This is a genomic window from Angustibacter sp. McL0619 (genome assembly GCF_049994355.1).
Taxonomy (GTDB): domain Bacteria; phylum Actinomycetota; class Actinomycetes; order Actinomycetales; family Angustibacteraceae; genus Angustibacter.
The window spans coordinates 1,606,355-1,618,974 of the sequence record NZ_CP188257.1; the positions used below are offsets into that span (position 1 = coordinate 1,606,355).

11 protein-coding genes, 1 tRNA gene and 1 pseudogene are annotated in these 12,620 nt (G+C 71.8%); 4 read left to right on the forward strand and 9 right to left on the reverse strand.

Translation table 11 applies throughout. The annotated features are described in order from the left end of the window. Positions 1 to 22 precede the first annotated feature (22 nt). A tRNA-Ala gene (locus ACPPVT_RS07260) sits at positions 23 to 95 on the forward strand. An 81-nt stretch (positions 96 to 176) separates the two neighbouring features. Here ACPPVT_RS07260 and ACPPVT_RS07265 read toward each other — a convergent pair. From ACPPVT_RS07265 to ACPPVT_RS07305, 9 genes and pseudogenes are all read right to left on the reverse strand, one after another. Beyond that, positions 177 to 1,370 (reverse strand): tyrosine-type recombinase/integrase, encoded by a 1,194-nt coding sequence (locus ACPPVT_RS07265; protein WP_426566337.1) that lies wholly within the window; start codon positions 1,368 to 1,370, stop codon positions 177 to 179. After that, positions 1,370 to 1,567, reverse strand: a complete 198-nt coding sequence (locus ACPPVT_RS07270) for a helix-turn-helix domain-containing protein (RefSeq protein WP_426566338.1) — start codon at positions 1,565 to 1,567, stop codon at positions 1,370 to 1,372. Before ACPPVT_RS07270 ends, ACPPVT_RS07265 begins: the two co-directional genes overlap by 1 nt. Then, positions 1,564 to 2,952, reverse strand: a complete 1,389-nt coding sequence (locus ACPPVT_RS07275; RefSeq protein ID WP_426567084.1) for a DUF3631 domain-containing protein — start codon at positions 2,950 to 2,952, stop codon at positions 1,564 to 1,566. Before ACPPVT_RS07275 ends, ACPPVT_RS07270 begins: the two co-directional genes overlap by 4 nt. A 149-nt stretch (positions 2,953 to 3,101) precedes the next feature. Then, positions 3,102 to 4,280, reverse strand: a complete 1,179-nt coding sequence (locus ACPPVT_RS07280; RefSeq protein WP_426566339.1) for a bifunctional DNA primase/polymerase — start codon at positions 4,278 to 4,280, stop codon at positions 3,102 to 3,104. Positions 4,281 to 4,512: 232 nt separating this feature from the next. After that, positions 4,513 to 7,122 carry a cell division protein FtsK gene (locus tag ACPPVT_RS07285; RefSeq protein ID WP_426566340.1) on the reverse strand — a complete coding sequence of 870 codons (2,610 nt, stop codon included), beginning with the start codon at positions 7,120 to 7,122 and terminating at the stop codon, positions 4,513 to 4,515. Between the two features lie 431 nt (positions 7,123 to 7,553). Beyond that, a pseudogene (locus ACPPVT_RS07290) lies at positions 7,554 to 8,015 on the reverse strand (ABC transporter permease); the annotation flags it as partial. Next, on the reverse strand, positions 8,003 to 8,209 hold the full coding sequence (locus tag ACPPVT_RS07295; RefSeq protein ID WP_426566341.1) for a hypothetical protein: 207 nt from the start codon (positions 8,207 to 8,209) through the stop codon (positions 8,003 to 8,005). The gene ACPPVT_RS07295 and the pseudogene ACPPVT_RS07290, both read right to left, overlap by 13 nt. Continuing rightward, complete coding sequence (locus tag ACPPVT_RS07300; RefSeq protein WP_426566342.1) at positions 8,209 to 8,694, reverse strand: hypothetical protein; 486 nt, start codon at positions 8,692 to 8,694, stop codon at positions 8,209 to 8,211. The genes ACPPVT_RS07295 and ACPPVT_RS07300 overlap by 1 nt, the downstream gene beginning before the upstream one ends. After that, complete coding sequence (locus tag ACPPVT_RS07305; RefSeq protein WP_426566343.1) at positions 8,691 to 8,912, reverse strand: hypothetical protein; 222 nt, start codon at positions 8,910 to 8,912, stop codon at positions 8,691 to 8,693. The genes ACPPVT_RS07300 and ACPPVT_RS07305 overlap by 4 nt, the downstream gene beginning before the upstream one ends. Positions 8,913 to 9,020: 108 nt before the next feature. Between ACPPVT_RS07305 and ACPPVT_RS07310 the strand changes: the two genes are divergently transcribed. From ACPPVT_RS07310 to ACPPVT_RS07320, 3 genes are all read left to right on the forward strand, one after another. Beyond that, positions 9,021 to 9,359, forward strand: a complete 339-nt coding sequence (locus ACPPVT_RS07310; protein WP_426566344.1) for a GntR family transcriptional regulator — start codon at positions 9,021 to 9,023, stop codon at positions 9,357 to 9,359. A gap of 216 nt (positions 9,360 to 9,575) precedes the next feature. Then, positions 9,576 to 10,679, forward strand: coding sequence for an XRE family transcriptional regulator (locus tag ACPPVT_RS07315; protein WP_426566345.1), 1,104 nt, complete (start codon positions 9,576 to 9,578; stop codon positions 10,677 to 10,679). Between the two features lie 332 nt (positions 10,680 to 11,011). Beyond that, on the forward strand, positions 11,012 to 12,517 hold the full coding sequence (locus ACPPVT_RS07320) for a P-loop ATPase, Sll1717 family (RefSeq protein ID WP_426566346.1): 1,506 nt from the start codon (positions 11,012 to 11,014) through the stop codon (positions 12,515 to 12,517). Positions 12,518 to 12,620 lie beyond the last annotated feature (103 nt).

Here is a 12,620-nt window from a genome sequence, read left to right on the forward strand (position 1 = left end):
TGGCGAGCCCTACGGGGTGAACGGGGCTGTGGCGCAGCTGGTAGCGCACTTCCATGGCATGGAAGGGGTCAGGGGTTCGAGTCCCCTCAGCTCCACCCAGGATTCTGAGCACGAGATCGGCCCTCACCGCATTACCTGGTGGGGGCCGATTCGCATCAGGGGGTTGATCAGGGGGTCTACGCCGCACTTCCCCCGTCCGATTCCGGCGGTTCGTCGCGACCGAAGATGCCGTCCATGGCCACCGCCCCGTCGTCGATCACGGGCCGGATCTGCTTGCGGTAGACCAGCTCGGTCGTTGTGGTGTTTCGGTGCCCGACCAGGCGCGAGATGGTCTCCAGCGGCACGCCGTTGTCAGACAACAACGACACGAAACTGTGTCGCAGCTCGCGCGGCGTCCACTCCTTCGCCTTGATGCCCGGCGCGCCCGTGATCGCGGCCCGGAACGCGCGGCGCACGTTCGCGGCGTCCAGCCCCGTGCCGAGCGAGGTCGCGAATACGAACGCCTCGCCGCTGCATGGCTGGCCGGCCGCGCGCCGGCGCGCCCGCAGGACCGTGAGCACATCGACACAGCGGCCCGGCAGTGCCAGCGTCCGTCGGGATTTGCGCGTCTTCGTGTCGCCGCTGGCTCGCACCGACCGCCACACGAGCATGTGCGGCGGCACCGGCGGGTCGGCCTTCGGGCGGCCCACCAGGTCGACGTGCGACCAGCGCAGTTCGCGCATCTCCTCGGTCCGAGCACCCGTGAGCAGCGACACGACGATGTACTCGTGCAGCTGCGAGCCGCGAGCGGCCCTGAGCACGGCCTCGGCTTGCGCGGCGGTGAGCGCCTTCGACGGCCGCCCCGGTCTTCCGTTCGGGATCTCGCACAGCTCGACAACGTTGCGGCGCACCAGGTCGTGCTTCATGGCGTGCTTCACGGCGCGGTTCAGGCAGCTGTGCGCGTGGCGCAGTGAGCTGGTCGCGAGCACGGTCGCCGTGGCCTCCAGCCAACGCTCGACGTCCTTGCTCGTCAGCTCGCGCAACCGCCGCTTGCCGAGCGCGGGCTCGATGTGGACGCGGCACAAGCTCTTGCACTTCGCCACCGTCGACTTGTCGGCCCGGGGCAGTCCGAAGCGCAGCCAGTCCGCCAGAGCGTCGCGTACGCGGTAGTCGACCGGTCCGACGTCGTCGCCGTCCTCGCGAGCCTTCAGCGCCTTCTTCAGGCTGGCGAGGGCGGCCGACTTGCTCTTGCCCGTTCGGCGCACGCGGTCGGGCTTGCCCCTGGCGTCGAACCCCAAGTTGGCCTCGGCCACCCAGCGGCTGCGGGCCTGCTCGAAGTAGCAGGTGCCCTCACCCCTGGCCCGGCGCGGGCGGTCGCTGTCACCTGCCATCAGGCGGCCTCCTGCTCGAGTTGGGCGACGTACTCGACGAGCGCGGAGGCCGGGATCAGGCGCGTGCGTCCCTCCTGGACGGACCGGAGCCGGCGGGTGCGGATGAGGTCGAAGACGACGGTTCGGGACAGGCTGAGCAGTTCGGCGGCGTCGTCGACCCGGTAGAGCAGCCGGGTGGGCTGGGCGGGCATGGTCATCGGCCGTCCTCCGGGTCGGTGCAGGTGGGGTGCAGGTGGGTGCCGTCGTCGAGGGCGAGGGGCTGGCCGCATCCGTGGCAGGTCCAGGAGGGGGGTCCGTCATCAAGTGTCACAAGTGGCAAAGGCCTGGTCAGACCGCTGACACTTGATGCCGGTTTGCCACTTGAAGTGGCAAGCGGCGCATAAGTGTCAGGCGCTGACCTGCGGTTTGCCACTTGTGACACTTGTGACGGATCTCCCGGCCCTGCCGCGCCTGCCGGGCCTGCCGGGTCGGCGGGGTCGGTGGGGGCGGGGCAGTAGCGCATCCAGGTGTCGAGGAACTCCTCGCGCAGGTAGCCGCGGGCGACGGTGCCGTCTTCCCAGGTGCGGCGGGTGGAGTAGACGCCGTACTTGCCGAGCATCTGGGCCAGGACGCGCACGGTGATCCCGGACCCGTTCAGGCTGGACCAGGGGGCTTCGTCGTCGAGCTTGAGCCGGTCGACCAGGTCGGTGGACTTCATGCCGACGCCGGGGCCGAGGATGTCGCGCACGTCCATCAGCAGTCGGACCGACAGGGACACCTCGGAGGCTTCCTCGGCGTTTGTGGTCAGGGCCAGGACGGCGGTGCGGGCGCGGGCCGGCCAGTGCCCGCCGGCGACGTCGGCGATCGCCACCAGGGGTTCCCAGGTGTCGGCGGCGCGGTCTTCGACGGGCATCGCGGGCACGGCGGCGGTCAACTCGTCCAGGTGGGCGCGGACCCACTGGTTCAGCCGGTCCTTGAGGTCGCGCAGCTGCGGGCCGTCGCGGCGCACCCGGTAGGGCTGCACCTCCTCGTGGGGGGCGCGGCGCTTCATCTTGATGACGGCGGCGCGGTCCTCGATGGTGTCGGGCATCCGCCCGATCCCGGCCAGCGCGGCCATGGCGAAGGTCTCGATCCGGTCCACGGACCTGGTGCCGGCGTCGTAGCGCAGGGTGGGCCGGCCGCGCTGGTGGCCCGCGTTGAGCAGGCCGCGCAGGTCCTCGTTGTCGCCGGCCTTGGGACCGAAGATCGCGTCGGCCTCGTCGATGAGCAGGGTCGGCGGGTCCTTCGGGGACATCCCGATGGACCGGTAGACCGCCGAGGGGCTGGCGTTGGTGGTCATCAGGGGCCGGTGGCACAGGGCCTCGACCAGGTCCAGTAGCCGGGACTTGCCGCATCGCTTCTCCACGGCGCGGATGACCAGCCGGGCGGCGCAGTTCCAGGCCGGCACAGCGTGAGTGGCGGCGATCCACAACACCACGGCGACCAGCGCCTCAGGTGAGGGCAGCACGACGTACCTAGTGACCGCCCGGCCGATGTCATCCAGCAGGGCCGCGCCGTCGACGTCGACGAGCTGATCGACCTCGACGGGGTCGGGGGCGGCCACCAGCTGCGGGCGCAGCACGCCGGGCTGGGTCACGCTTTCGGTCTGAGTGGTGGCGTCGTCGGGGTGGGTCACGCTGGCTCCCTGGGTCGTCGGGGTTGAGGGGTTCGAGCTGGTGTGGGGCTGCCTGCTGCTCGGCCGGCTGGAGTTGGTCATGCCGCGCTCCCGGTCCTGATGCGGCGGGGTTCGGCCTGTCCTTTGCTCATGCCGGACCGGATGGTCCCCAGCGCCTCGGCGGCGGTGAACGCGCCCGCGCCGACGTGGCCGGCGACGGCGTCCAGGAGGACCTGGACGGCCTGGGCGTGGTTGAGGGCGTTGCCGCCGACGAGCTGGCCGAGGGCGAGTGCGGCGACGAACAGCTCGTGGTTGCGCCGGCCCGGCTGAGCAGCCTGGACTCGCTGGACCTCTCCGGCGACGGCGGCCGCCGCGTACCGGGTGACCTCGCCTACTGCCGGGCCGGCCGGTGACGCGCCGAGGATGTCGAACGCCGGCCGAACGGTCGCCGTCTGGTCCGGACGTCTGGTGCTGCTCACCTGACGCAGCTGCACGTGCAGCCAGCACGGCAGCGCCGACGCCGCCCGGTCGTCGAGGACGGCGTACCGGCGGCGGTCGATCGTCGTGGGCGCGGCCACGACGTACCCGCCGGCGGCTCGGGTGTCGATCAGCCACCCGATCGCCCCGCTGGTGTTCGCGAGCCGCTGGCTCTCGTCGTCGAGATCGGGTAGGAGGTAGTAGCGGTGCAGGCCACCGGAGCGGGTGCGCACCGTGTACGTCTCTGGGATGGCGGCCCGGGCCTCGTCGGCGAGGTAAGCCAGCACGTCCTCGCCGTCGACCACGCCGGGCAGCTGCCATCGGGCCGGCGGATGCTGGCCGTCCTTGGGGGTGTCGGTGTCGATGACCAGCAGCCGGGACGGGCCGGTGGCGATGGCGACGCCGTACCAGCCGCCGCGTGGCGCGGGGCTGGACCAGGCGCGGGTGATCCGGTCGGGGTCGGTGGTGGCGCGCTGCTGCCAGCCGACGTGCCCGGCGTGGCAGCGCGGGTCACGGTTCGGGCCGCCCGGTCCGGCCGGCGTCGCGCAGCTCGTGGCGGGGTGGTCGGGCACGGCGGGTCGCTTGTCGCCCGGGCGCAGCGGCAAGACGTGCCAGCCTCGGCCGGCGTACTCCAGCGCAGCGGCGAGCAGCTGCTCGCCGTAGTCGGCGGCCGACCTCATCGACGACCGCATCGACGAGCTCCTGGTCGAGCTGGCGGTCGAGCTGGCGGTCGAGCTGGCGGTCGAGCTGGCGGTCGAGCTGGCGGTGCTGCGGGTGGTGTGGGTGTCGGTGGTCGACATGGGTGTGGTGCTCCTTTGTCGAGGGTGATCTGGCCTGGTTGAGGGCGTGAGGGGGTAGCGGTAGCGGCCCGTGGTGGGCTCGGAACCGTTGTGTGGGTGGGGTTTCGGCGGGTGTGGCGGTGGGGTGCTACCGCGCTACCGCGCAGGTCAGAGCGGGTTTCCGGGTGGTAGCGGACCCGCTACCGGTAGCGGTGCCCGCGGGACCGGCTGCTACCTCGCCGGCCGAGTGGTCTCATTCGCCGCCCTGCTTGTCGATGGCCTGCTTGTCGATGGCCTGCTTGTCGATGGCCTGCTGGTCGATGGCCTGCTGGTCGACGTGTGGCTGGTCGACGTGTGGCTGGTAGACGGGCGGTTGGTCGACGGGCGGTCCGCCGGGGTCGCTGGTGCCGGTGGTGGTGTGGTGGGCGGCGCTGACCTCCTCGCGGTCCAGGCCGCGTTTGTTGATCTGTTCGCCGTCGCGGCGGCGTTTGATCTGGCGGGTGGTGATGCCGTGTGGTTTGACGGCGGCGGTGACCTGCTCGCCGGTCCACCCGTCGTAGCGGCCCGGGTAGGTGGTGGCCAACAGCCCGGCCAGGTCGTCGGACCACACCCGGCCCGAGCCGGCCGGCCAGACGTTCAGCAGGTGTTCCAGGACGCTGACGTCCTGGTCCAGGGGGTCGGTCTGGTCGAGGCCGGCGGCGTGCCCGGTCAGCAGGCCGGCGGCCAGGCGGGCGGCGCGGGCTCGGGTGGCGACCAGCGCGGCGGTGGGGCTGTCGACGTAGGCGGTGCGCACGATCAGCGGGTCGTCGCCCTCACCGGCCAGGATCGCCACGCCCAGGTCGCGGCGGGACAGCATGGTGGCGCGCACCCCGGCCTTGTACATCGAGGTGCCCAGCACCATGTCGTTCTCCAGCTGGCCCATCACCCGCAGGCATAGCCGCAGCACCGCGTTCGCGCTGATCCCGGTCGGCAGCGACTTGGCGTCGGGGCGCTGGGTGGCGCACCACACCATGATCCCGACGGCCGGTCCGCGTTTGACCAGGTCGGTGACCAGCTCGGTGATCTGTTTGCCGTGCTCGGGGTGCTCGAACGCGATCTGACACTCGTCCATGGCCAGCAGCACCGGGTGCAGGCCCAGCTCGCGGCGGGAGGCGAGCGCGTCGGTGACCTTGGACTCCGGGCACACCTCGTGGGGTAGTGACCGGATGGTCTTGTAGCGGGCCCGCATGTTGGTGTGCAGCTCGCGCAGGTCGGCGCGCAGGTAGTCGATGTCCTCGGGTTCGTCACCGACCCGGTGCCGGTGCGCGACCGCCGCCAGCGGCAGGGCGTCCCCGCCGCCCTTGAGGTCGTACACGTGCAGCTCGACCCGCGGGTCCAAGGACGCGGCCAGCAGCAGCAGGCGCAGCAGGAACGTCTTGCCCATCCGCGGCACCGCACCGATGATCCCGGCCGCGAACATCAGCGTCACGGTCACCGGGCGGTGCCGCTGGTCCACCCCGATCGGCACCGGGTCGAACACGTTCACCGCGGTGCCCTGCCTGCCGCGTCCGGTGCCGGCCAGCGGCCAGGTGACGGGCTGGCCGCCGGACAGGGGCCGGTCACCGACCCACAGCACCAGGCGGCCGGCGTGGGCGTCGGCGTCGACCTCTGGCCACACGCAGCCCAGCGGCCGGCGCAGCCCAGACGCGAGGCGGTCGCGGCGCTCGATCACGTCTCCGGCGGTCACCCCAGGCGGCAGGTCGACGTCGGCGCGCCAGCCCGGCCCGTCCCGGGTGATCGGCCCGGGGAAGCGCACCGCGGCCTCCCCGCCGGCCTTGAGGCCCTTGTTCAGCTCGGCGATGCCCAATGCCCCCAGGGCCGTCTCGATCAGCTCGGCGGTCAGGCGGGGGATGGCCGCCGAGTCAGTCGCCCGGATCGTGACCGGCCGGTCGGCCGAGCGGCCGGCCAGCCCGAGCAGCGGCAGCACGATGGCCACGGCCAGGACCTGCGCGACCCCGGCCAACCCGGCGGCCATGGCCACCGTGAACGGCGCGCCGGCGGCCACGGCCACCAAGGACAGCAGCAGCCGTGTCCGCACCGTTGCGCGGTGGTGCTGGGTGACCCGCAGGAACATCTCAGTGTCCAATCGCGAGTCACCCAGCACAGCGCCACCCGCGAACCCGCCGGCGAACCCACCGGCCATGCCGGTCGACGCGGCCCCGCTGAGGCCCGCGCCGCTGCGGGCGGCTTGGACCAGGGCGGCGGTCCGGCCACGGGTCTGGGTGGTCATCGCGACGCGCATCTCGCGGCCCTCGACGTCCCACGCCCACCGGCCCCAGCGGGCCAGCAGCCGGGCCGCGCCGACCGGCGCGCGGCCGGTCAGCCGGCACCAGTACAGCGGCACCCGGACGGTGTGGAAGCACACCGCATGCCACACCGACCCAACCGCCCACCGCGCCGCCGACCCCATCGAGGCCCAGTCCCGCGCCCACACCGGCAGCACGTCACGCCGGCCACCGGCGAACCGGCGAAGCACCGGCCCAGCCTCCACCGCTCCTGGCCGTCGCCGAGCCCGTCCAGTGGCCCGCACTGGCGTGCCTGAGGCGTCAGCGTCGATCGGATCGCCCGGGTCAGCGGAGTCGCCCGGGTCGCCCGGGTCGACGGGCCGCCGGCGGTGCTCGTCCAGGTCGACCACCTCAGCGTCGACGGGCTCGGCGTCGACCAGGTCGTCGATGGCCCGGTCCGGATCGCCTGCGGCCCCGCCGCCCGCACGGTGGGTGGGGCCGTGGGCGTCGAGGTCTGCCTCGAGGCGGGCGAACAGCTCGTCCTCCGCCCGTCGGGCGTTGAAGTCCTCCGGGACCTCAGGGTGCTGGTGCTCGCTCATGCCGACGTCCTCTCCAGCTCGACACCGCGCACGCGGCCGAGCTCCTCCTCGTGGTCGGGCTGCTGGTCGGGCTGCTGGCTGGTCTGAGTGGTGGCGGCGGCGTCCCGCAGGGCGGCGACGTGCCGGCGGGCGGTGCGCGCCGACACCTGCAGCCGCGCGGCCACCTGCGCCGGACTGGCGGCCGGCTGATCGTTGAGCAGCGCGGCGACCCGGGCGCGGGTGTCCACCCCGTCGGCCACCGTGCTGCGCTCGTGTGGGTCGCTGCCCCCTGCGGCAGCGGCCCTGGCCCTGAACGGCTTCGACGGTCTGGATGGCCTGACCGGCCTGGACGGTGTGGCCGGTGGGGGGCCGGTCGGCGGCCCCACGCTCACCCACTCCGGCGGCCGCGCGGCCGGCGCAACCGCCTCGGCCTGCTCGGTGGACTCGGGTGGCTCGTGGGCGCGCAGCAGATGGGCCAGGGCTGCGCCCATGCCGAGGACGGCGACGGGCAGGCATGCGACCAGGGCGGTGACGGGCCAGGGGGCGCGGGTGACGCCGGCGGCCGCCATCAGGTGGTAGGCGACCTGACCGGCCGCGCCCAGCCCCAGCGCGACCAGCGCCGAGGTCCGCGCGAACCGGCGAGCCGGCGCGGGTGCCCGCTGGTCCAGCCAGGACCGCAGCGCGAGTGCGGCGTAGGCTTCCATGCCCACTGGCAGGGTGATCCGGGAGTCGATCCGCAGACCGTCGACCAGGCCGGGCAGTGGCTGGACCAGGCCGAAGCCGGCCAGGCCGGCCAGCTGCACCCAGCCGCCCCAGATGGCCACCGCCGCCGGTGCGGCGAGCAGCCACAGCGGCCAGGTGCGCGCGGCCGTCGATGACCTGCGGGGCGCTGTCGTCCGGGTCATCGAAGTACCCCCGCCACGCCCTGGACGACGGCGGTCCCGGCCGAGGTGATGGCCTGGTTGGCCGAGTGCCCGATCGGGGTGCCACCCAGCAGCAGCCCGAACGCGGTGCACAGCACGAACGCGCCGGCATTGAGCTTCTTGTGCTTGAGGCCGAGCACGATCCCGATGGACATGCACAGCAGCAGGACGACGACAGTCGGCATCACAGACCTCCACGGTCGGTGTCGAAGGTGTTCACGGTGGTTGTGCGGGGGCTGGTGGTTGACGTGGCCCGGTCGGTGCGAGCGCGACGGGCTTGGCTCTGGCCTGGACCGGGGGTGACGGTCAGCTCGCCGTCCGTGCCCCACTCCACGAGCACCCGCCACTTTTCCCGACTCCAGGAGCCGGTGATGCTCAGCGGGTACAGCCGGACCGGGTGGTCATCGAGCACCAGGCCCGCGACCACCTGGGCCAGCCGGTGCTCGCCACCGGACAGGCCCGCCTCGTCCAGGCCGTACGCGCACGCGGCTGGCCAGTCCAGCCACCACCCCGCCGGCCGCTCGCCCGTGGCCTCGATGTAGCCGGCGAACAACGACCACAGCCGCGGGCACAGCTCGATCAGCTCGCGCGCCGCGAGCCACTCCTCATTGCCGACCTCACGCCAGTAGGCGGCCCAGCGCTCGGCTGGCGTGAGCTGCGCGGACGTCATGCCGTCCTCCGCTCGGTCGGCGCGATGACGAACGGCACTGGTAGGTCCTCGCGGGCCGCGCGAACGAACGTCTCCAGGTGGTCCAGCTGTCGGCGGACCAGCTGCACGTCGGCCGCGCTGCGACGGTCCAAGCCGTCGAGCACGGTCGCGTCCAGGACGGCGTCGAAGACGGCGTCCAGCTCGTGGGCCAGGTGCTGCCTGGCGATGTTGCTGGGCATTGATGCTCTCCTCTCGGTGGGTGTTGCGAATGTAGAAGAGTCAGGCAACTCAGTCAACTGACTTGAATGAGTTGAGTCAGAAGCTTTGCCGATCCGTAGGCTGGGCGCGTGAAGAGTGGAGACGGGCGGTCAGATCCGCCGTACCTGCGAGTGGCGGCCCAGCTGCGGGCCTCGATCGCGGCGGGTGAGTTCGCGGTCGGCTCGCGCCTTCCGGCGGTCACCAAGTTGGGGGAGCAGTTCGGCGTCGCGGCGGGCACGGTGCGCAGCGCGCTGGCCGTGCTCGCTCGCGAAGGGCTCGTCGAGGTGCAACACGGGCGCGGTACCACCGTGCTCGACGGCGGCCGCGATGCGGTCGGCGGTGCCGACCTCGACGAGCTGCGCGAGCAGCTCGTCAAGCTTGAGCGCCGGGTCAAGCGGCTCGAACGCCGCTCCGGGTCGGGGTCGTGAGGCCATGCCTCAACCCTGGTGGCGCGCAACGCTTTCCATCAGTGACACCTTGGGTGCTACCGAGGTGACACCCTCCCGGTAACACTGTCACCAACGAGCTAGGGGGGCTGCTGCATGACGGCTGATTCGGGGCGCCGCATGAGGGCGCTGCGAGAGGCGTACGGACTGACGCAGGCGCAGGCTGTCGAAGCCATGCAACGGCACGCCGGTCGACCGATGGCTGAGCCCGACAGCCTGCTGCGTCGGTGGAAGGCATGGGAGCGCGGTGACAACCAGCCCAGCGCCGTCTACCGCCCGCACGTGGCGGCCGCGTTGGGCGTCGCGACGGCCAGTCTGTTCCCGCCGCGCCCGGCCGTCGGTTCAGCCCTCCTGGCCGGTGGTGCCTCGACGCTGGACCTGCTCGCGCGCCTCGACGGCTCCGACGTCGACCGCGCGACCCTGGACGGCCTGCGCGCCACCGTCGAGCGCCTGTGTTGCGACTACGCAGCGCGGCCGGCGGGTGCACTCATTGTGGAGGGCCGTGACTGGCTGCGCCGAGTGGTGCACTTGCAGGACGGTCGGCTGAGTCTGCGCGACAAGTCCGAGTCGCTGGAGGTCGCCGGCTGGCTGGCCCTGCTCGTGGGCTGCCTGGAGTACGACCTGGGCGACCGGGCCGCGGCCGAGACGACCCGCAAGGCCGCCCAGCGCATCGGGCAGGAGATCGGCCACGCAGCCCTCACGGGCTGGGCGTTCGAGATGCGCGCGTGGTTCGCGCTCACGTCCAACGATCTGCGCGGCACCATCGCGGCCGCACGGCAGGGGCTGGCCAATGCCGCGGGGGAGAGCGCCGGGGTGCAGCTGTACGCCCAAGAGGCGAAGGCCTGGGCGCGCATGGGCCGACGTGAGGAGACGCAGCGCGCCCTCGACAAGGGGCGGGACCTGCTCGATGCGCTGCCGTACCCGGACGACGTCCGCAACCACTTCGTCGTCGACCCCATGAAGTTCGACTTCTATGCCATGGACTGCTACCGCATGGCCGGCGACGACCGCCTGGCCGCCGGCCTCGCAAATGAGGTGATCCTGGCCGGTCTCGATCACTCGGGCCGTGTGCTGTCACCGATGCGCGTCACCGAGGCGCGGCTCACGCTAGGGGTGGTCGCGGCGCGAGAGGGCGACCTCGATGCGGCTATCGCGCACGGCGACGCAGCGCTCTGTGCCGAACGCCGATCGCTACCGTCGCTCGGCATGGTGGCAGGCGAGCTGCGGCGCGTCGTGGCCGAGCGCTACCGAGGCGAGCGGCGAGCGCAGGACTTCATCTCGCGGACCACGCCGAGCGCCTGACGGCGTCGACTCCTGCTGGAGAGGCCCGCGGCCCCCCGCCGCTCGCGTGCTCGCGCGTGCTCAGGACCTCGGCCGGTTTCGTTGCGCGCAACACCCTCGGCCTGTTGGCCCGCCGCCACCGCTGATGGGGTGCGGTGACGCACTCGCCGAGAGGCCTTGCGCCGGATCGAGGCTCGGCCGACAGCCGCACCGCCTCAGACTTGCCCGATGACGACTCCCCCCGGCAGGAGACGACTCAGCATGCCTCGGTACGGCCCCGGCACAACTGCTGCCTGACGTCGCCGTCTGGTAGGACTTACGCACGCGGAGTTCGGTCGGTCAGGGGGAGCGGAATGGACCCACAGCAAGTCGTGCAGTCCATCACGATGGGTTCGCGGATTGCGGAGGATGAGCGGGACGACCTGTCGTCGTACTTCGTCGAGACCGAGAACTGGCGCAAGGTGTACCACGGCGAGGCAGACGTGATCTTCGCGCCCAAGGGAGGGGGCAAGAGTGCGATCTACTCGATGCTCATGTCCCGCGAGGGCGACTTCTTCGACCGCGGCATCCTCCTCGCGACTGCCGAGAATCCGAGCGGCGGGACCGCCTTCGCCGAGGTAGAGACGGCTCCGCCGACGTCTGAGGCCGAGTTCATCGGGCTGTGGAAGATCTACTTCCTGACGATCATCGCGCAGGCTCTGGCGCAGTACGACCTCAGGAGCGACTCAGCGCAGAAGCTGAGCGCGAAACTCAGCGAGGCGGGCCTGCTGCCGCCGAGCGCGGCCCCCCGCCGCCAACTGGTGCGCGCGGCCATGGACTACGTGAAGTTCCTCTTCCGCCCCGCGTCGGTCGAGGCGACGATGACAATCGACCCCAACTCAGGTGCGCCCGTGGTTACCCCGAAGATTACCTTCGCCGAGCCCACCAGTGAGGAGCGACGGGGTGGGGCGCTCTTCGTCGACGAACTGTTCGACCTGGCCCAGGAGGCGCTCGACGAGGCCGGGACCTCCATGTGGATCCTGCTGGACCGGCTCGACATCGCCTTCGCCGACTCGCCCGAACTTGAGGCCAATGCCCTACGCGCGCTGTTCCGCGTGTACCGCGACCTTGAGCCGCGGAACAAGGTCCACCTGAAGATCTTCCTCCGGTCGGACATCTGGGAGGCAATCACAAAGGACGGCTTCCGGGAGGCCAGCCACATCACTCGTGACCTGCGCATCGACTGGAACGAGAACACGCTCCTGCGCCTGGCGGTCCAGCGCCTTCTGCGCAGCGCCGACCTGCGGTCCCACTACGGCGTGGACCAGGGGGAGGTCCTGTCCGACATCGAGCGCCAGAGGGCGTTCTTCTATCGGGTGTTCCCGCCGCAGATCGACCAGGGCAGCAAGAAACCGTCGACCCTCGACTGGTGCCTATCGCGCACGAAGGACGGGACCGGCCGAAACGCGCCCCGCGAGTTGATCCATCTGCTGTCGGAGACCCGGAACAGCCAACTCAACCGGTTTGAGACCGGTCAGGCGGCCCCCGAGGAGGAGACCGTCTTCGACCGGCAGGCGTTCAAGGAGGCGCTGCCGACGGTCTCGAAGGTCCGCCTCACCCAGACGCTGTACGCGGAGCAGCCGACTCTGCGCCCCTCCATCGAGAGGCTGGAGGGCCAGAAGACGCGGCAGAACGCGGCGAGCCTGGCATCGGTTTGGGGGGTGTCGGACGCCGAGGCCACAAGGATCGCCGAGCAACTGGTGGTCATCGGCTTCTTCGAGCCGCGACTCAGCGACTACTGGGTGCCGTTCATGTACCGGCCCGCGTTGGAGATGGTCCAGGGGTCTGCGGAGGGCGTCGCCGGGGCGGACGAAGAGTAGCCAGCCGGGTCGCGAGGGGTTCAGCGGTATGACTACCTCGACCAGCGAGTGCCTCGGCTTGCTCGGAGCTGGCCGCCGCCCTCCCGCCGCTCGCGCGTGCTCG

Excerpts from the sequence above, each read along its gene's own strand:
- ACPPVT_RS07265 (WP_426566337.1), bottom strand. The coding sequence starts at position 1,370 with ATGGCAGGTGACAGCGACCGCCCGCGCCGGGCCAGGGGTGAGGGCACC.
- ACPPVT_RS07270 (WP_426566338.1), bottom strand. The coding sequence starts at position 1,567 with ATGACCATGCCCGCCCAGCCCACCCGGCTGCTCTACCGGGTCGACGAC.
- ACPPVT_RS07280 (WP_426566339.1), bottom strand. The coding sequence starts at position 4,280 with ATGTCGACCACCGACACCCACACCACCCGCAGCACCGCCAGCTCGACC.
- ACPPVT_RS07285 (WP_426566340.1), bottom strand. The coding sequence starts at position 7,122 with ATGAGCGAGCACCAGCACCCTGAGGTCCCGGAGGACTTCAACGCCCGA.
- ACPPVT_RS07295 (WP_426566341.1), bottom strand. The coding sequence starts at position 8,209 with ATGCCGACTGTCGTCGTCCTGCTGCTGTGCATGTCCATCGGGATCGTG.
- ACPPVT_RS07300 (WP_426566342.1), bottom strand. The coding sequence starts at position 8,694 with ATGACGTCCGCGCAGCTCACGCCAGCCGAGCGCTGGGCCGCCTACTGG.
- ACPPVT_RS07305 (WP_426566343.1), bottom strand. The coding sequence starts at position 8,912 with ATGCCCAGCAACATCGCCAGGCAGCACCTGGCCCACGAGCTGGACGCC.
- ACPPVT_RS07315 (WP_426566345.1), top strand. The coding sequence starts at position 9,576 with ATGGCTGAGCCCGACAGCCTGCTGCGTCGGTGGAAGGCATGGGAGCGC.
- ACPPVT_RS07320 (WP_426566346.1), top strand. The coding sequence starts at position 11,012 with ATGGACCCACAGCAAGTCGTGCAGTCCATCACGATGGGTTCGCGGATT.